Source organism: Janthinobacterium sp. PSPC1-1 (assembly GCF_049897625.1).
Classification (GTDB): Bacteria; Pseudomonadota; Gammaproteobacteria; order Burkholderiales; family Burkholderiaceae_D; genus Janthinobacterium; species Janthinobacterium tructae.
In genome coordinates this window covers 1,271,242-1,290,605 of the sequence record NZ_JAFCWP010000001.1, presented here as the reverse complement: position 1 = coordinate 1,290,605, position 19,364 = coordinate 1,271,242, and the positions used below count along the sequence as shown (strand labels likewise).

Annotated in this window: 14 protein-coding genes and 1 riboswitch; of the genes, 9 read left to right on the top strand and 5 right to left on the bottom strand. The window is 63.2% G+C overall.

The window, feature by feature from the left end:
• Positions 1-22 precede the first annotated feature (22 nt).
• The 5 genes from ACP7EG_RS05740 to ACP7EG_RS05720 all read right to left on the bottom strand — a co-directional run bounded on the left by ACP7EG_RS05740 (position 23) and on the right by ACP7EG_RS05720 (position 9,229).
• Positions 23-1,306, bottom strand: coding sequence for a TolC family protein (locus tag ACP7EG_RS05740; RefSeq protein WP_426086802.1), 1,284 nt, complete (start codon positions 1,304-1,306; stop codon positions 23-25).
• Positions 1,306-2,619, bottom strand: a complete 1,314-nt coding sequence (locus ACP7EG_RS05735) for an HlyD family type I secretion periplasmic adaptor subunit (protein ID WP_426086801.1) — start codon at positions 2,617-2,619, stop codon at positions 1,306-1,308. Before ACP7EG_RS05735 ends, ACP7EG_RS05740 begins: the two co-directional genes overlap by 1 nt.
• Positions 2,616-4,790, bottom strand: coding sequence for a type I secretion system permease/ATPase (locus tag ACP7EG_RS05730; protein WP_426086800.1), 2,175 nt, complete (start codon positions 4,788-4,790; stop codon positions 2,616-2,618). The genes ACP7EG_RS05735 and ACP7EG_RS05730 overlap by 4 nt, the downstream gene beginning before the upstream one ends.
• 194 nt (positions 4,791-4,984) lie before the next feature.
• Positions 4,985-5,650, bottom strand: a complete 666-nt coding sequence (locus tag ACP7EG_RS05725; RefSeq protein WP_426086799.1) for a PEP-CTERM sorting domain-containing protein — start codon at positions 5,648-5,650, stop codon at positions 4,985-4,987.
• A 66-nt stretch (positions 5,651-5,716) separates the two neighbouring features.
• A complete protein-coding gene (locus ACP7EG_RS05720) occupies positions 5,717-9,229 on the bottom strand; it encodes an SdrD B-like domain-containing protein (protein WP_426086798.1) in 3,513 nt (1,170 codons plus the stop codon).
• Positions 9,230-9,615: 386 nt separating this feature from the next.
• Here ACP7EG_RS05720 and ACP7EG_RS05715 point away from each other — a divergent pair, with 386 nt between their 5' ends.
• The 9 genes from ACP7EG_RS05715 to ACP7EG_RS05675 all read left to right on the top strand — a co-directional run bounded on the left by ACP7EG_RS05715 (position 9,616) and on the right by ACP7EG_RS05675 (position 18,881).
• Positions 9,616-10,668, top strand: coding sequence for a hypothetical protein (locus ACP7EG_RS05715; protein ID WP_426086797.1), 1,053 nt, complete (start codon positions 9,616-9,618; stop codon positions 10,666-10,668).
• A complete protein-coding gene (gene recJ, locus ACP7EG_RS05710) occupies positions 10,665-12,365 on the top strand; it encodes a single-stranded-DNA-specific exonuclease RecJ (protein WP_426086796.1) in 1,701 nt (566 codons plus the stop codon). Before ACP7EG_RS05715 ends, recJ begins: the two co-directional genes overlap by 4 nt.
• A 48-nt stretch (positions 12,366-12,413) precedes the next feature.
• Positions 12,414-12,827 (top strand): fosfomycin resistance glutathione transferase, encoded by a 414-nt coding sequence (fos, locus tag ACP7EG_RS05705; RefSeq protein WP_426086795.1) that lies wholly within the window; start codon positions 12,414-12,416, stop codon positions 12,825-12,827.
• A gap of 275 nt (positions 12,828-13,102) precedes the next feature.
• Positions 13,103-13,189, top strand: a riboswitch (cyclic di-GMP riboswitch).
• Between the two features lie 83 nt (positions 13,190-13,272).
• The gene (locus ACP7EG_RS05700) at positions 13,273-15,270 is read left to right on the top strand and encodes a S53 family peptidase (protein ID WP_426086794.1); all 1,998 of its coding nucleotides are present in this window, start codon (positions 13,273-13,275) and stop codon (positions 15,268-15,270) included.
• A 60-nt stretch (positions 15,271-15,330) separates the two neighbouring features.
• Positions 15,331-15,894 (top strand): putative Ig domain-containing protein, encoded by a 564-nt coding sequence (locus ACP7EG_RS05695; protein ID WP_426086793.1) that lies wholly within the window; start codon positions 15,331-15,333, stop codon positions 15,892-15,894.
• A gap of 137 nt (positions 15,895-16,031) precedes the next feature.
• Positions 16,032-16,469: an MbcA/ParS/Xre antitoxin family protein gene (locus tag ACP7EG_RS05690; RefSeq protein ID WP_071076812.1), complete on the top strand. Its 438-nt coding sequence runs from the start codon at positions 16,032-16,034 to the stop codon at positions 16,467-16,469.
• 2 nt (positions 16,470-16,471) lie between these two features.
• Complete coding sequence (locus ACP7EG_RS05685) at positions 16,472-17,170, top strand: RES family NAD+ phosphorylase (RefSeq protein ID WP_426086792.1); 699 nt, start codon at positions 16,472-16,474, stop codon at positions 17,168-17,170.
• Positions 17,171-17,223: 53 nt separating this feature from the next.
• Complete coding sequence (locus ACP7EG_RS05680; protein WP_426086791.1) at positions 17,224-17,544, top strand: DUF2288 domain-containing protein; 321 nt, start codon at positions 17,224-17,226, stop codon at positions 17,542-17,544.
• Positions 17,545-17,576: 32 nt separating this feature from the next.
• Positions 17,577-18,881, top strand: coding sequence for a hypothetical protein (locus tag ACP7EG_RS05675; protein WP_426086790.1), 1,305 nt, complete (start codon positions 17,577-17,579; stop codon positions 18,879-18,881).
• Positions 18,882-19,364 lie beyond the last annotated feature (483 nt).

Sequence of the window (19,364 nt, the reverse complement as noted above, 5' to 3'; positions counted from 1 at the left end):
CCGCATCCCCGCAGCAATTTTCCTATTGCGCCAGGCCGAATACCTGCAACAGCTGCCCGGACAGGGCGTACTGACGCATCTGCGCCAGGGTCAAACGGTGTATCTGGTCGATGCGCCGCTGCTGTATCGTGAAGTAGCTGTCGCGCGTCTGGATGATCTGCTGCAGGTTGCGCCGGCCCGCCTCGTACTGGATGGTCCCGCCGCGCACGACAAAGGCCATCTTCTTTTCCTGCTCTTCCAGCAAGGCCAGGGTGCGCTGCGCATTGGCGATACGGGGCAGCATGCTGGCCAGGTCGGCGCGCGTGCCCTGCTCGGCGCGGACCACATCCGCGTCGGCCGCCTGGGCGCGGCTGATGCTCTCGTCGCGCTGCGCCAGGCTGCCGCCGCCCAACGGAAACTCCCAGCTCACGCCCACCGACCAGCCACGCTGCTGGATGGTCGATGGCGGCGGCGTGGTCTTGTTATTCAACAGATGGCTGACATCGAGGTCCACTTTCGGCGCCAGGGTGGCCGCCACGCTGCGCACGCGCAGCCGGGCGGCGGCGGCGCGTTCGCGCGCGGCGCGCAATTGCGCCTGCTGCGTGTCGGCGTTTTCCAATGCCTGCGCCGGCAGCGGCGCAAAAGTGAAGTCGGCAAACTGCGCCACCGGCTCGAAAGCCAGCGCTTCAAGCTTGATCTGCGCGGCCAGACGGTCCGTCAGCAAGCCGTCGTGTACCAGTTCCGCATCGAGCTGCGAGCTTTGCGCCAGCTCGCGGTCCACTTCCGATGCCTTGCCCAGCTCCGCCTGGCGCATCACCTGCTGCACCAGTTGCGTCACGTCGCGCAACCGCTCCTGCGATTGCAGCAGGCTGCGTTCCAGGCGCTGCATGTCGAAATAGGCTTCGGCCAGCTTTTCCGCGCTGTCCGCCCTTGCCCGCTCCACGTCGAAGGCGGCGCCCGCCACCTCGCGCCCGGCCGCATCCATTTCGGCGCCGTCGGCGCCGCCGTTGTACACATTCCAGCGCAGGCTGGCCTCCACCTGGTGCGTGCGCCGTTGCACGTCCAGCGTGCCATCGAGGTCGTTGCTGCGCCCGCGCGTGGCCTGCAGCGCCGCATTCGGAAACAGGCGTGAACGGGCCTGTTTGTAGCGCGCCTCGGTGGTGGCCAGCGCCGCCTGCGCGGCGATCACTTGCGGATCGCGCGGCACGGCGCGCGCCAGCAAGGCCGGCAAGCCGCGCATGGACTGCGCCTGGAAAGTGGCCGGCGGCGCGGATTGCGCCGCCGCGTTCACGCAGGCGAATGCCATGCAGAATAATAAGGCACGCATCAACGCTCCTGCAGGGAAGACTGCAAGCCGCGCAGCACGGGCTTGAACACATATTGCATCACCGAGCGGCGTCCCGTCAGGATGCCCACGTCGACCGGCATGCCGGGCGTGATCGGCAGTACCTTGCCATGCGCCGTCAACTGGCGGCGGTCAGTGCTGAGCTGCACCTCGAAATACGGCTCGTTGCGCTCGTCGGGTATGGCGTCCGCGCCCACGCGCACCACCTGCGCCTTCATGCGGCCATAGGTGGTGGCGTCATACGCCAGCACATTCGCCGAGGCGCTCTGCCCCACATGGATAAAGCCGATATCGGACGGTTTCACACGTACGGAGATGAGCACCTCGGAGTCGGCCGGCACGATTTCCAAAATAGGCTTGCCAGGCTGCGCCACGCCGCCGACGGTGGCCACCAGCACGCGGTTGACGACGCCGTCGACGGGCGCCGTGATGTCGCGCCGGCTCACTTGATCCTGCTGGCCCTTGACCGTGCTGGCCAGGGCACCCGCCTTGGTTTCGTATTCGCTGCGCTGCGCGCCCCACTGGCCGCGCATGCGCGCTTCGACTTCGCCGGCCTGCGCCTGCGCTTCGGCCAGGGTAGCCAGCAAACGCGGCACGGAGCTGCGCAGGCCGTCGAGTTCCGTGCGCTGCTGCTGCACGCGCTGCTGCGCATTCAGGTAGTCGCCGCGCGAACCGGCGCCCTCTTTGAACAGCCGCTCCTCGATCGCCAGGCTTTCCATGCCGATCTTGAGACCCGTCTCGAGCTGGGCGATGCGGCTGTGCGCCTCGGCCAGTTCGCCGCGCCGGCGCGTCACACCTTCGCGCGCCGCCGCCGTGGCGGAGGCAAATTCGCGCTGGCCGTCGCGCCACAACTGCGTTTCCTTGGCGATCAACTCGGGCGCTTCCTTTTGCCATGCCGGCTCGAAGCGGGGCGTGCCGCCCGTCAGCAGCGCGTCCAGGCGCGCCCTGCCCGCCAGCGCGGCCAGGCGATTCTGCACGCTGGCGCCCAGGTTGGCTTCATACTGGGCCGTGTCCAGGCGCAGCAGCAAATCGCCGCGATGCACCTGCTGGCCAGGCTGCACCAGCATCTCGCGCACGATGCCGCCTTCCAGGCTTTGCACTTCCTGCAGGTGCGATGGCGGCGTGATGGCGCCGCGGCCATTCACGGACACGTCGAGCTGGGCGAACGTGGCCCAGGCCAGCGTCAGCACCACCAGCACGGCGATCAGCGCCAGCATGCGGATGACGAGGCGCCGCGGCTCGCGTTCCGGGTCCGGGTGCGCCTGCGGCAAGGGACGGGCATTCAGGGCGCTCATGCCGGCGCTCCCGTGGTGGCTTCAACGGCGGCGGCAGGCTTGGCGCCCTGCCCGTTCAAGACGCGCAGCACCTCGTCGCGCGGGCCGTCGGCCACGATGCGGCCACGGTCGAACACGATCAGCCGGTCCACCAGCGCCAGCATGGCCATGCGGTGCGTAACGAGCACGATGGTTGTGTCTTGCAAGGTGCGCAGGCGCGCGATCAGGCGCTGTTCCGTGGCCGGATCAAACATGCTGCTCGGTTCATCGAGCAGCAGAATGGGCGGCTTGACCAGCAGCGCGCGCGCCATGGCCACGGCTTGCCGCTGGCCGCCGGACAGGCGCTCACCGCGCTCGCCCACTTCCGTCGCCACGCCGTTGGGCAACTGGGTGATGATGTCGTCCAGGCAGGCCAGGCGGATGGCGTCGAGCAGCTTGGCGTCATCGGGCTGGCTGCGGCCCAATTCGATGTTTTCGCGTAGCGTGCCATGGAACAGGGTCACGTCCTGCGGCACATAGCCGATCTGGCGGCGCAAGCTCAACGGTTCGAGCTGGGTGCTGGCCAGGTCGTCGAACAGCACGCTGCCGCTTTGCGGACCATACTGGTTGAGCAGCAGGCGCAGCAAGGTGCTCTTGCCGGAACCGAGCTTGCCGATCACGCCCACTCTTTCGCCGGCGCGGATATGCAGGTTGAGTTTATCGAGCAGCGGCGGCGAGTGCGGATACGCAAACCCCACGTCGCGAAATTCGATGCGTCCGCTCAGGGGCGGCGCCTGCAGGCTGGCCGCATCGTCGTCGGTGGGCGCTTCCATGATTTTATTGAGTGCGTGATACGACAGCTTGGTCTGCTCCCAGCGCATGATCAAGCCGGCGATCTGGCTGACGGGCGCCAGCGCGCGGCCCGTCAGCATGCTCACGGCGATGATCTGGCCCAAGGTCAGCAGGCGTTCGCCCATCAGCAAGGCGCCGACGGCCACCACGGCCGTGCCGGACAGGGCCAGCACGGCCGTGTTGATGTAATTGACGCGGCTGACGATTTCGCGCGTCTCGACGCTGTTGGCGGCTATCGCCACGGTCAGGCTTTCCCATTTGCGGCGGCTCCACGCCTCGGCGCCCAGCGCCTTGATGGTGTCGAGGCCATTCATGGTTTCAAACAGGTGCGCCGTGCGCTGGCCACTTTCCTGCATCGAGGCGGCCACATGGCGCGCCAGCGCCGCGCGCGAGGCGAAGGCGACCAGCAGCAGGATGGGAATGGCCGCCAGCGGCACCAGCACCAGCCAGCCGCCGACCAGGGCAATGACCAGCAGGAACAGCAGCAGGAAGGGCAAGTCGCCCAGGGTGGTCAGGGTGGTCGAGGCGAAGAATTCGCGCACCGATTCGAAATCGCGCACGGTATTGGCCAGCGTGCCGCCCGAGGCGGGGCGGCTGGCCGCGCGCAGGCGCAGGCACTGGGCGAAGATGCTCGACGAGAGGGCCACATCCATGCGCCGCGACGCCGTTTCCACCAGTTCGCCGCGCAGCAATCGCATGGCCAGTTCAAAACCGGTCAGCGCCACCACGGCGATCGTCAGCACCCACAGGCTGGAGGTGGCGTTGTTCGGGATCACGCGGTCATACACGGCCATCGCGTAGAACGGCACCAGCGCGCTGATGATATTGAGCACCAAAGTGCCCAGCAAGGCCCAGCGAAAGACCCAGCGGTTGCGGTTGAAGACATCCCAGAACCAGCGCCCCGCCGCCGGCATACTGTAGAGCAAGCTGCGCTGGTCGAAGAACATCACTGGACGCACGGCCACCCAGCGTCCAGCGGGCACCTCCTGCGCCAGCATGGCCGCATCCAGCCAGGAACTGCCTTCGATGCCGGGCACATGGCATTCATACTTGCCGTCAGCGATCGTCAGCACCACCAGCGCCTGCCCCGCGCCATTCAACAGCAGGGCCGGCATTTCCGTGGGGCGGCGCGATTTATCCACCGGCAGCGGCGTGCCGGCCAGGCTGCCATGGGCCAGCGCCTGGTCGAGGAAGTCGGCGGCAGCCGGGTCGCCATGCGCGAGCACGCTGGCGCGCAGGCGTTCGGCCTGCACGGCCGTGCCGAAAAAGCGCGCCAGGAACACCACCGCCCCGGCGATGCTGTCGGCGGAGGAAATGGAGAGAGAAGCGTCGGCGGCGTGCGCGGCAGAAGGTGGCGTCATGATGAGCTCAAGTCCGATCTCAGACAGTTGCAATGAACAGTGAGAAACTATTGTCAAGGTCGCGCGGCGATGGCCTGCAAAAACATTGTGCCATAGTAATATCGGCTATTCAGATAGGTGTTGTAAAAATAAAAAACTGCGGCGCGTCGTGACAGACGCGCCGCAGCAGTTACATCAGGCTAACGACTACTGCTTCAGAATTGACCGGCTTTGCGGCGGCGCGCCATGAAGCCCAGCAAGCCCAGGCCGGCCACCAGCATGGCCCAGGTTTGCGCTTCCGGCACCGGCGACACGCTCAGCAAGGTTTGCGAAGCGGGGTTGACGCTGCTCAGGCTGGTGTAGTTGTACAGGTTCTTGATGCTGCCGTCGCCTGTCGCCACGCCCAGCATGGCGTTCGCTTCGCTCACGACTGCATTGCTCAGGCTCCTGAAGCGCAGCTCACCCGTCAACACATTGCTGTTGTCATTGTTCAATTCCCACAACGCCACCTGGAAGGCGGCGGCACTGTTGGCGTTGGTCGACACATTCGCGATGGACGAGGCGTAATAGCCCTCGTACAGGCGCTTGACGGCGTCGCTGGCAGCAAAGACGCCACTGCTGTAGTTATTCGAGACGTTGCTCAGCCCAACATGGGGATCGAGGCAAAAGGCCAGGAAGGTATTGCTGTCGTACTTGACTTGCCACAAGGTCGGCGAAATGCTGCTGCCGGCGCCGAAAGCGCCGCCGCTGGCCGTAAACAGGCTGACGCTATGCGAGTCGACGACTTGCAGATTGGAGGCGGCCAGGGCGCTGCCGCTGGCGAGGGTGAAAACAGCGGCTGTGATGGCGGCGCGGACGATCAGGTGCATGGATTGTTTCATTGTGTATTCCCTATGATTTATTAAATGTGGAGAGCGCCGGGCAGGATTACGGCCCGGCAAGAGACATCAGGCAGCCATTTCCTGGGGCTGTGCAGTGGTGTGTGCCATGGCGCGGCGCAACACTTCCGCCATCTCGCACTGGGCCTGGGCTTCGACAGCGGGAGCAGCCGGGGCTGCAGCCACCGTGGCGACGCTCGCATCCTGCCCCAGCGCCGTGTCGAGCGCATGGTCGTCGCGCAGCAGGTCGGCCATGCTTGGCAGCGATACGCCGGCCTTGGCCGCATCCTTGGCATCGACGTTGAAGTACACGTCCGTCATGTCGACCGTCTTGCCGTTGGCCAGGGTGGCGCTGCTGCGCTCCAGGTGCAGGTTGTCGTTGGCGTCGAGGAAAGGCAGTGCCGTGTAGGACACCGTCAGGCTGGCGACGCCGGCGTCGTGCAGCGACATCAGTTCACCGTCGTCCGTCACGCCATTGCTGTTGGCGTCGCGCCAGATGCGCAGTTCGGCAAACTTGTCATCTTTCGCGTCGACCACGCCGTCGCCGTTCGAGTCATAGCTGGACAGCTTGGCAAAGCCCGTGCCCTTTTCATTGCCGCCAAACAGTTCGGAGATGTTATCGATCTTGCCATTGCCATTGCTGTCGATGGCCAGCAAGCCATCGTGGGCCGAGACCCAGCCCGACTGGATGGCGCTGCCCGTGCCCAGCAAATCGAAGCTGCCATGGAAATCGGCGCGGGCGATGGTATGCACGCCGTCGCCGTTCAGGTCGATCACGATAGGCGTGATGGCGGCATCCCAGCTCATGTCGTTCTGGCCCGAGGCCAGTTTCAGGATATCCGTGTAGACCACGTTGGCATACGAGCCATTGCTGTTGACGTCGGAATCGATGTTGTCGTTCGAGCCCACGTTCTTCACGCCCCAGCGCCAGCTATCCATGGCGTAGCCGGCGTGATACACGCCCGATTTGTCGAACTTGAGCGAGTAGCTGCCCGGATCGAGGTCGGCAAACTTGTAGTTGCCATTCGAGTTGGTGTAGGTGGTCGCCAGCAGCGCGCCACTGCCCGAAAACAGTTGCACCTTGATGTTGGCGATGCCCGCTTCGTTGCTATCCTGCACGCCGTCATGGTCGGCGTCGCGCCACACCTTGTCGCCCAGGCTGGCTTTGCGGTAGATGCCCGCGTCCCAGCTCATGTCATTCTGGCCGGCGGCCAGGTTGATCAGGCCGGAACGGCCCGTGCTCGTATCGACATCGGAATCGCTGGTGTCATTGCCGACATTCGCCTTGGTGTAATAGAAACCAGATGGACGCACGACTGCCACCTTGTAGCTGCCGGCGACGAGATTATCGAACAGATAATTTCCGCTGGCATTCGTCGTTGTCGTGGCAATGATCTGGTTGCTGGCATTGAGCAGGTTGACTTTCACCCCCGCCACGCCCAGTTCGCCCGCATCCTGCACGCCATTGTAGTTATTGTCTTCCCACACGCGATTGCCGATGCTGCCGGTAACAGGCGCGCATTTGACCAGGCCCGCATCCCAATCGAGCTGGACGTCACCCGATTTCAGCGCAATCATGGTGGTGGTCAGACCCGTGGCCGGATTGACATCCGAATCGGTGGCGTAGCCGCCCACGTCGGCCTTGGTGAAATTGTAGCCGGCCGGTGGCACGAAACCCAGGTAGTAATTGCCTGGCACCAGGTTGCTGAACAGATAATTACCGCTGGCATCCGTGGTGGCGCTGGCCACCACGGCGCCTGCGGCGTTGTACAGATTGACTTTCACGCCGCCGACGCCCGCTTCGCCTGCATCTTGCGTGCCGTTGCCGTTGGCGTCAAGCCACACGCGGTCGCCAATGCTGGCGGTTTTATACAGGCCGGCATCGAGGTCCTTGTAGTTCTGGCCGGCGGCAACGGTCACCAGGGCGCTCTGACCCGCCGCGTTGATATCGCTGTCGAGCGCATCGTTGCCACCCGCATCCTTGACCGTGCTCAAATAGCCTGGCGGCGCGACGACGGCAACGGAATACGTGCCGGCATCAACGCTGAAATTGTAATAGCCGGTGGCATCCGTGACGGTCGAGCCGATCACGCTGCCGGCCGCATTTTTCAGCTGCACCGTGACGCCGCTGATGCCCGCTTCGCCCGCATCCTGCACGCCGTTCAAGTTGGCGTCATGCCAGACGCGGTCGCCCAAGGAGGCCGGCAAGGCCACGATGCCCGCATCCAGGCTATGGTTGCTGTCGCCGGAAGCGAGCAGCACTTGCGCCGTCTTGCCGTCGATGGCGCTGGCATCGGAATCGCGCTGCTCATCGCCGCCCTGGTCCTGCCCCGTAAAGGCATAGCCAGCAGGCAAGCTGGTCTTGTCGAACTGGACACTGTAGGCGCCCGGCTTCAGATTCGTGAACAGGTAGTTGCCATTCGCGTCCGTGACGAGCGGGCTGCCGACGGCGTTGCCCGACGCATCGAGCAAAGTCACTTTGACGCCGGCCACGCCCGCTTCGCCCGCATCTTGCACGCCGTTCTTGTTGGCATCGAACCACACGCGGTCGCCCAGCTCGGCGGCGCGGTACAGGCCGGCGTCCAGGCTCGAATTGGTCTCGCCCGGCGCCAGAGTGACGGGCGCCATGTTGCCGGCCGCATCGATATTGCTATCCTTGGCCGCGTCGCCACCCTGGTTGGCAGTTGTCGCCGTGTAGCCATTCGGCGTGACGACGGTGACGGAATACGTGCCGGGATTGACATCGAAGTGGTAACCGCCATTCGCATCGGTGGTGGCCGATGCCACCACGCCGCCGTCCGCGTTCTTCAGCTGCACGGTGACGCCGGCGATGCCCGCCTCGCCCGCATCCTGCACGCCGTTGGCATTCTTGTCTTCCCAGACGAAGTCGCCCAGGTGGGCCATCGGTACGTTGAAGGTCAGGTGATGCGGCACCAGGCTCAGGTCTTGCGCGTTGCAACCGGCAGTGCCGCCGTCATCGCGCACCTTGAAGCCCAGGTCGAAATTGCCAGCCACGGTTTGGCTCGGCACAAAGACCAGATGGCCGGCGCGGATATCCTCAATGGAGACTTCCGTGCCGACCGCGACGGCCACGCCATTGAGCAAGACCTGACCGGCAGTGGTGGTATTGGTGATGACGATGGACTTGAAGCCGTCGTGCTCGACGTCGTCGTGGAAGCCGAAATCGCTTTCGCTGAGCACGACGCTGGCGCCATCGACCAGGTTGAAGGTCTTGTCGGCCGCGTCGGGCGCGTCGTTGACGGGATCGATGATCACTTGCAATTCCAGCTGGACGATATCGCCATTGCCCTTGTCGATCGTCACCTGGATGGTCGAGAAATTGCCGTTGTAGTTGGCTGCCCAGTCGCCCGGACGCACATACACGGTGTCCGCGTCGAGCATGCCGAACAGGGGCGTGTTGCTGGTCGATTCCGTATCATCCGGTAACAGGACGGTAAAGTTCTTGATGTTCAGCTCGCCTTGTACCGTGTAGCCGGCCTGTATCAGCAAGTCGCGGATATCGAAGTTCTTGTTGATGTCTTCGCACACGTGAACCGTGGTCGACAGATTGTAGGTAGTCATGCGGCCTCCTGGCGATGCGCAGCGCTGGCGGCAGGAGTGGAAACGTGAGAGGCCAGGGCGCGATCAGCCTGGCTGCGCAAAGCGGCGAATGTATACATAGGTGGGCTTCCAAGAAAGAAACTTGTTTAAAAAATGAAGCCGGCAGCATCTTGTATACGGTTTCGAGGGATACAGGAGCCAAACGACGCAACCACACAGCAGGGGTGCGGTTATCTTTCTGATATTTAAGTTGACGCAATTATATCGTCGATATTTTCAAAAGCAAATTGTTTTCCCTAAATAAAAATTAAATTTATATAACCTTGATGTTTTTTTGACACCTTCACTACCCAAGGAAGATGATCTGCCCCTACTCTGGCATGGCCACAATCGCCTACAATCTCGGGATGAATCAACTTACCCTCGTCCTGCCCTTCGCCTTGCCCAATGCCGAACTGGCTGCCGACCTGCTCAAGGTCTTGCAGGCGCCCGCGCTGGCGGCCCTGCTATCGCGCACCTCCGCTTGCAATGTGGAAGCTTTTGACAACGCCAAGCGTCTGCTGCCGCATGAAGCGTGGCTGGCGCATGCGCTGGGCCTGTCGCCCGCACCCAACGGCGAGGCGGCGCAGGCGGCCTTTGCCGCCCAGGCCATGCGCGGCTACGACCTCGTGCCGGAACCGGGCGCCCGTTACTTCCTGCTGCATCCGGCCCACCTGGCCATCGCCCGCAGCCATATCAGCCTGGAAGACTTGCGCCAGCTCAAGCTGAGCGAGGATGACGGGCGCGCCCTGTTCGACATTGCGGCCCCGTATTTCGACGAAATCGGCCAGCCCCTGGCGTATGGCGACGCAGGCACCTGGTTCATGCGCGCCGATGCCTGGAGCGACTTGCAATGCGCCTCGCCGGACGCCGCCACCACACAGGACCTGTCCGTCTGGATGCCGGAAGGCGAGCACGCGCGCGCCGCGCGCCGCCTGCAGAACGAAGTGCAGATGCTGTGGCATGAACACCCTGTCAACGCGGCGCGCGAAGAACGGGGTTTGAAAGCCATCAATTCCTTCTGGATCTGGGGCGCCAACCTGGCCAACGCTGAAGCTGCGCACTGCGCCGCCAGCCTGCATACCAGGGACGCACCGGGCTGGCTGGCCGCGCTGGCGGAACCATCACGGCGCGATGCCAGTCCAAACAGTGTGCTGGCAGACCAATCCGACGCGATCGTCGTGCTGGGCGGCCTGATCGAAGCGGCGCAGGCCCAGGAATGGGGCATGTGGCTGCAGCAATTGCAAGCGCTGGAAGCGGACTGGTTCGCCCCCCTGCTGGCGGCCCTCAAAGATGGCCGCCTGGGCCAGCTGCGCCTGGTGCTGAGCCACCGTGACGCCTGGCTAAGCTGTACCACCAGCAAGCTTGCGCAGCGCAAATTCTGGCGCGCGATTACCCTGAACAAGTTGAAAGCATCATGACCCGTACCCGCATCGCCACCCGTCCCTGCCCATACCGCGAATCCGAATTGCTGCGCCAGGGCGGCATCCACCCCGTGCTGGCCCGCCTGTACGCTTCGCGCGGCCTGACGGACGCGAAGGAACTGTCGAGTGAACTGGCGGCCCTGATGCCGCCGTCCGGCTTGCTGCACATCGGCGCGGCCGGCGTCTTCCTGGCCGACGCCATTGCTGCCAAGAAACGCATGGTCATCGTGGCCGATTACGATTGCGACGGTGCCACCGCCTGCGCCGTGGCCATCCGCGGCTTGCGCGCCATGGGCGCCGACGTCGATTTCATCGTGCCCAACCGTTTTGAATACGGCTACGGCCTGACGCCGGAAATCGTCGAACTGACGGCCCGCGAAAAGTCGCCCGACATCATCATCACCGTCGACAACGGCATCGCCAGCATCGACGGCGTGGCCGAGGCCAACCGGCGCGGCATCCAGGTGGTCGTCACCGACCACCATTTGCCGGCCGACACCCTGCCCGACGCGGCCGTCATCGTCAATCCGAACCAGCCCGCCTGCGGTTTTCCCAGCAAGAACCTGGCTGGCGTGGGCGTGATGTTCTACGTGCTGCTGGCCCTGCGAGCCGAGCTGCGCCGGCGCGGTGTGTTCGATGCGCAGACGCAGCCCAAGCTCGACAACCTGCTCGATCTGGTGGCGCTGGGCACGGTGGCCGACGTGGTGCGCCTCGATAGCAACAACCGCATCCTCGTCGCGCAAGGTCTCAAACGCATGCGCAAAGGAAACATGCACGCGGGCGTGGCGGCCCTGTTCCGCGTGGCGGGCCGCGAAGCGCGCAGCGCCACGCCGTTCGACCTGGGCTTTGCCCTGGGCCCGCGCCTGAATGCGGCCGGGCGCCTGCAAGACATGTCCTTGGGCATCGAATGCCTGATCACGGACGACGAAGGCCGCGCCTGGGCGCTGGCCCAGCAACTCAACGACATCAATCTGAAGCGCCGCGAAATCGAGGCGGAAATGCAGGATACGGCCCTGCTGCACCTCGATGATTTCGAACCGGCCAACAGCAGCACCATCAGCGTCTTCGATGCATCCTGGCACCAGGGCGTGATCGGCATCGTCGCCTCGCGCCTGAAGGAAAAATTCTACCGACCGACCATCACGTTCGCACCCGGCGCCGATGGCTGGATCAAGGGCTCGGGCCGCTCGATTCCCGGCTTTCATTTGCGCGACGCGCTCGACCTCGTGTCGAAACGGGCGCCCAGCCTGATCGACAAGTTCGGTGGCCACGCCATGGCGGCAGGCCTGACCATCCGCGCCGACGCCTTCGACGCATTTTCCCAGGCCTTCGAAGCCGTGGGCCAGGCCTGGCTCAGCCAGCAGCAACTGGAAAGAGTCGTGGAAACGGACGGCCCTCTGGAAGACGCTTACTACACGACGGCTTTCATCGAGCTGATGGATGGGCAAGTGTGGGGCCAGGGCTTCGCCCCACCCGTCTTCTGCGATGAATTCCGCGTCGTCAGCCAGCGCATATTAAAAGAGCGTCATTTGAAACTGCTGCTGGAAAAGAACGGCGTGCGTTTTGATGCCATCTGGTTCGGCCACACGGATGCGCTGGGCGAACGCACGAGGGTCGCCTTCCGGCTTGATGCGAATGAATACAATGGCACGACGAAAGTACAATTGATGGTGGAGCACGCGGAGGCCGTCTGACAACATCGGCCCACATCCGTGACTTACCTTATTGATACATTCAAGTCCATGTTGACCGGCCTGAACCACCTCACCCTGTCCGTGCGCGACCTGGCGCGCAGCGTCGTCTTTTACCGCGACGCCTTGGGTCTACGCCTGCATGCGCGCTGGGACAGGGGCGCCTACTTGTCGGCCGGAGATTTGTGGCTGTGCCTGTCGCTGGATGGACCGGACTCAGCCGCGCTGGCCAGCCCCGGCTACACGCACTATGCCTTTTCCATCTCGCAGCAAGACTTCGCCGCCTTTGCCGCCCGCCTGCGCACGGCCGGCGTAGTGGAATGGCAGCAAAATCGCAGCGCCGGCGATTCCCTGTATTTTCTCGATCCGGACGGCCACCAGCTGGAAGCCCATGCGGGCAGCCTGGCGCAGCGGCTGGCGACCTGCCGCGCAGCGCCGTATCCAGGCATGGTGTTCGAGGATTGATGCGTGAAAGCAATATATTCATTAAATTCGTGAAATTCATTCAACCATCAGGAAGTGCCAGCACCGTAGCTGTGAAAAAACACTGTCATGCATCGATACCCCTCTGATAACCTTGCCTATAAGGCTTAATCAAGCTGGCAAGATTGCCTCCGAGAATAGGTAAATTCGCCACATTTCATTGCAATAATGAAAATATTCATTGAAAATAGTTAACACTTATTTGGCAAATTCACTAGAATTGATAACGCATCAAGAAATTTGTCGCGATGCATGATCAATTCTGAGGGCAAACCCGCCGAAAGTCGGGGACGCAAAGCCACCGGCCTACCGCGCGCAAGCGCCACGGCAGCGGGGCTGCCAATGCAGGGCCGGGACCGCCAGCGCGCGGCGCCATGCCAGGATGCATTGTCGAGATGTGGCCCTCGCCAACTCGGAGAGTTTCGCCATGAAAAAATTCACCCCTTTGCATCCCCGTCACGGACGCCTGCTGCTGGGCGCCACTGCCGCGCTCCTGCTGGGCGCTTGCGGCCCCGGCCAGGAGACATCGGCACCGCCCGCCGCCATTGCCACGGCGGCGACCCAATTCAGTGTCGAGGTGCCCGTCATCCCCGCCGCCGTCGGCGCGCTGGTGGCGCAGCCGATGTTCCATGCCGCCCCTGCCCTGCTCGATGCGCCTGACGGGCGCGACAGCACCAACAGCAGCGGCTCGGCCCACTGGCGCCCGCACATGCAGCGGGTGCCCGGGGCCATGACGGACATCAGTACGCGCCGCCTGACGGCGCAAAAGATCGCCGCCGCGCAACAGGCGGCGCAAAACATCGCACCGCTGCTGGACGGCGGCGCGGCGGACATCGCCGCACCGATGGCCGGCAGCAGCGTGGTGTCCACCTACTCGCCCGCGCAAATCCGCGCCGCCTACGACTTGCCCGCGCTGCCGGCAGCGGGCACGGCGCTGACGCCGACCCAGGCGGCCCAGCTGGGCGCGGGGCAGACGATCTATATTGTCGACGCCATGCACAACCCGAACGCGGCGGCCGAACTGGCCCTCTTCAACCAGAAATTCGGCTTGCCCGCCTGCACCACCAAGGCCATCGCGACGAATGCCACCCTGCCCTTGCCACCCGCGCCGGTCAGCGGCTGTGAGTTTTCTGTTGTCTACAACACGCCATCGAGCACCATGACGGCCACCGCGCCCGCCTATAACTCGGGCTGGGCCATGGAAATCGCGCTCGACGTGCAGTGGGCGCATGCCACGGCGCCGCTGGCGCGCATCGTGCTGATCGAGGCGCCCGACGCTTCCATCAACAGCCTGCTGGGCGCTGTGCGCCTGGCCAACCTGATGGGGCCTGGGGTGGTGTCGATGAGCTTTGGCGCCGTCGAAGGCAACTGGACGGCGTCCGTCGACAGCGCCTTCACGGGCAAGAACATGACGTATCTGGCCGCCACGGGCGACTCGGGCAGCAGCGTGTCCTGGCCGTCCGTGTCACCGAACGTGCTGGCCGTGGGCGGCACCACGCTCAGCTACAGCGGTAGCGGCGTGCGCAGTGAAGCGGCCTGGTCAGGCACGGGCGGCGGCATCAGCGCCTATACGGCACTGCCCTCCTACCAGAGCGCCAGCAACGTACCGGGCATGACGGGCTTGCTGCGCCGCAATGTGGCCGACGTGGCCTTCAATGCCGATCCCGCCACGGGCCAGTACACGGCCGTGATGGCACAGGGCAGCAGCACCGCCAGCTGGCTCAGCATCGGCGGCACCAGCCTATCCACGCCGCAATGGGCCGGCCTGATCGCCATCGCCAACGCCAGCCGCGCACTGCAAGCGAAGACGGCGCTGGGCTTGGCGCACACTACGCTGTACGGCCAGATCGCCACCGTACCCGGCACCTTTGCCAGCAGCTTTGCCGACATCACGCGCGGCAGCAACGGCACCTGCAGCGTCTGCACGGCCAGGGTCGGCTATGACCCGCTTGCGGGCCTGGGCACGCCCAACGTGAAAAGCCTGCTCGCCAGCCTGTCGGGCATGCCCGCCGCCCCGGTCGCGCCCGTGGTGACGGGGGCCGGCATCAGCGGCATGGTCGGCACGCCGCTCTCGTTTACGGTATCGGCCAGCGCGGCCAATCCCCTCAGCTTTTCCATGCTGGGCGCGCCGGCCGGCATGAGCATCGCCGCCACGGGCGTCGTCAGCTGGACCGCGCCCGTGGCCGGCAGCTATGCCGTGACCATGGTGGCGCGCAATTCCGTCAGCGGCCTGACCGGCCAGGCCGTGTACAACATCGTCATCGCGCCGCAACCGGCGCCTGTCGTCGCCGCCGGCGCCATCTCGGGCAAGGTCGGCACGGCGCTGGCCTTCAATGTCAGCGTCACCGCACCGAACCCCGTCAGCTATACGCTCACCGGCGCGCCGGCCGGCATGAGCATCAGCAGCGCGGGCCTGGTGAGCTGAGCGGCGCCGCTGGCGGGCAGCTATGCCGTCACCATCACTGCCAAGGACAGCAAGACCGGCTTGAGCGGCAAAGGCATCTACACGGTGGCCATCGCCGCCCCGCTGCCGCCGGTGGTCACGGCGGCCAGCGTGACTGGCAAGCCCGGCGTGGCACTGTCGTTCGCCAGCACGGTGGTGGCGCCCAACCCCGTCACCTACAGCCTGTTGGGCGCGCCAGCCGGCATGAGCATCAGTGCGGCCGGCGTCGTCAGCTGGGCCAGCCCCGTGCTGGGCACGTATAGCGTGACCATCATCGCCAAAGATACCAAGACGGGCTTGAGCGGCCAGGCCGTGGCCACGGTGAAAATCGCCGCCGCGGGTCCCACGATCAGCGCCGCCGCCATGACGGGCGTGGCCGGCAAGGCCATGAGCGGCAGCATCGTGCTGACGGCGCCAGGGGCGACCTCGCTGCGGATCTCGATCGACGGCGCGCCGCTGGGCATGCAGTTTTCCATGAGCGGCCTGACCATCACGGCCTACTGGCCGCAACCGGTGGCCGGCAGCTATACGCTGAAGGTGGTGGCGCTGGACAATAACGGCTTGACGGCGCAACTGAACGTGCCTGTCACCGTCACGGCAAAGTAAGCCAGCGCGGTCCGCCAACGGGGGCGCAGCGGGACACCTGTCCTGCTGCGCCCCTTTTTCATGCGCGCGGACCTTGCAACGAATCCTGAAAAGGAGTATAAATAGTCCATAAACAGAGTTCTATTGAAGGACACGCCATGAATCTCGCCTACGCCTACCCCAAGAGCCGCTTCGAGCCGGCCGTGCTCGTCGACCTGAATGCCAAAGCCGAGCGCGAGCGATTGTCGCAGGCCGCATTGAAAGGGTTTTTCAAGCTGGCCGCCGCCTGGAAGCTGCGCGACGACGATGCGCGCGAATTGCTGGGCGGTCTGTCCAGCAGCGCCTGGTACGAGTGGAAAAAGCACCCGGACCGCGTGCTGGAAGTGGACCGCATCACGCGCATTTCCTATTTGCTGGGCATCTACAAGGCCTTGCACATCCTGTACGGCGACAAGCTGGCCGACGAATGGGTGAGTTTGCCCAACAAAAACCCGATCTTTGGCGGCCGCACACCCCTGTCGCAGATGCTGGCCGGCGGCTTGCTGGCCATGCAGACGGTGCGCAAGCTGCTCGACGCGCGCCGCGGAGGCCTGTAATCGTGCCAGCCATCGCCGATGCACAGCTGCCGCCGCTGGCCGCCTTGCGCCAGATCGATACCTGCCGTTTGATCCCCTCGCGCTTCGCCGACATGGAAGACTCCGTGCTGACGCCCCTGGCCGAGGACGACGATCACCTGCGCGAACTGTTCGAGCTCGATAACGCGACCAACGCGCGCCTGGTGGCCGAGTATGGCGGCGCGCCAGGAATTGGCGTGGACGAGCTGGTTTTTGGCGTGCCGAACTTTCGCATCATCAACGCCGCCTACACCTATGCCCGCCCGGAAGGGGCGCGTTTCAACGATGGCGAGCGGGGTGCCTGGTATTGCGCCTTCGACATGAAAACGGCGCTGGCCGAGATCATTTTCCATAAAACCGTGGAATACCAGGAAATCGACTATTTCGACGACAGCGTCAGCTACCAGTCGCTGCTGGCCGATTTTTCCGCCAGCTTCCACGACCTGCGCGGCCAGCAGCGCTACCAGGCTTGCCTCGATCCGGCCAGCTACATCGCCTCGCAAGACCTGGCCGCCATCCTGCTCGAAGCCGGTTCCATGGGCGTAATCTTCCCCAGTGTCCGGCACGCCAGCGGCACCAACCTGGCCTGCTTCCGCCCTGCCCTGGTAGGCAATGTTCGCAAAGGTGCCGCCTATCGGTTAACATGGCGGGGTACGCCAACGCCGCGCGTGGAAGCCCTGTAAGGCAAGCCAGCCGCGCGCAACGGCACCCGACTCACCGAACATTGATATTTCGCATGCAAACCAATCCTGAAAAAGACACCGAACTGCGCCTCAAAGTGAACAGCGAAACAGCCCGCCTGGCCTGGAGCGAACTGGAAAAGCACTTCGCCCAGGGCAACGTCGTCTGGGTCGCCAATGAACTCGACCTGGTCGAAGTGGCCGTGCGCATCTCGCACGACGACAAGTCCACCATCACGCAATGGATGGTCGATGGCAAAGTGGCCAAGGTGTCGGACCAGCAGGCGCTGGACTGGCAAGCCGCCGATGCGGCCCTGTGGGCCGTCGTCGTCAGCCCGTTCATTCTGGTGCAGCAGGAAAAGCCGACGAAACACTAACGACTGCGTTCGCGCATCAGGCGCAGCGATGTATGCCCGGGCAAGATCTTCCGACCTCGGTGCATCGCCATATACGCATTACAGTAGGCCGCTACGTTATGTTTAATCATTTTGCCTTCTTGATTTTCGAGCGATTAAATGGACGCAAGTTGGCGGTATCTTTTGGTGAGTTATCGGGCACATCCGAACGCACTTGGCGAACCCGCTTTAAGCATGGATGGGTACCAACCGAGGAGGATCGCAGAAATTTAGGCGAAAGAACCAACGCTGCGCTGACCAAGCAAATGGTTGACATCGGAGGATGGTCCTCCGATGAGGCAAGTGCCATTCTTGCCGAATATCCGTCTGTCAGGACAGGTAAATTTTTACCAACTGCTGATCTCATTTACAGCTTGAGTCCTCATCACGGAAAGTATTGTCAGGAAACGCTAGCCCTGGCGGAACACTTTGACCGGGACTGCGCAGCGCTTAGTGACGCCGTTATCTCGCAGGATACTGCCCTGATACGTAACGTGTTGATCACTATGCTCGATTGGCTGCAGTCGTTCTGCCTAGAAGAGGTTGATGTCGACGATGCACGTGTGCTGCGCGCCCAACTTGAACTCGGTTCAGATGTTAATGCGTTACTGGAGACCGCCAAGCCTTTGAATGATGCGTTGCTCTTCCATGTATTGTCATGCTGGGATGTGGAATTCTGTGCTGGTTACTTTGGCAATACTATGCAGGCCTATCCGCTTTTTCAGCTGGTGATGCCCCGCTTTGATCCCAGCATTAATTTCGACCATGAAACAGGACGATTCTCAAAAAATGGCCAGCAACCTAGAAAAGGGCTATTCAACACTGCGACCTCGCGTCTGTTTGATTTCTTATTTGTGCTTGCAGCCTGGAGGCGTGACCGACGTTTGCCCGAAAACATGCCCCGGGTGAAGGACTTCGCAGCCTGGTCTGGCGAGAGCGAGGCGCGCCTGGTAAGCTGGCGCGACGAGACTACGCGCTTCACGATACGCCAACTGGAATGCTTGTGGACAACCGTGATCAAGCCGGACAGCAACGGCATTTACCTGTCAATTCCATTTCCCATGTTTTTCTGCTCACATCTATGGAGTCCGCTCTTGACCCGAGAGAAGGGTCGCACCACCGCCTTGCTCGATTGTACAGACAGCTATGGGGGATGGTGGAAGCGGAACCGGGACCGTTTGGTCACCAAAGGCCTGCAATTCGGCGTGCAGGCCTGGCCTAGCTATCTTACGTCTCAAGAAGCGGAAGGCAAATCATTTGCATCCTTCTGCGCCTCCCAGTCCGCCGGCCGCTCATCCTCTCCCCGCGACTGCCAGTAGGCATCATTATTCGGATTCATCTGATTGCTATGGTTATCGCGTTCCTGTTGGCTTGTCATGTCCGCGCTCCCTTTACTTGGCACCTGGCTTGCCAGAATTATTGGCAGCTGCTGCCTGAAGGCGGCCAACGTAACTGCTCTTAGGGACGCTGCCGCCGGTCGAACTGGCAACGGCCGCCTGTACTCGCGATGCCGCACGGGTTGTGGTGAGTGTCGACGGTTTTTGATTGTGCTTTGCTTTGGTCATGATGTCCTCAGTGATTCGGTTAAGTAACTGCGCTGAAATCAGCAAATGCAGTGTGCCGTATCGTGATGGATTTTTAGTTCCAGAATTCGGAAGCCCGGCGTCGTCGCCATTGGCTTGGGTGTTCGTGAATCACAAGTCCTGACAAATGAAAACGCGATAGATAAGTTGCCACCGGTAGCGTAGAACTTCTTGATTCATAATTCTTGGTAAAAGAGACCTCGACAGGTTCTGTTGAGC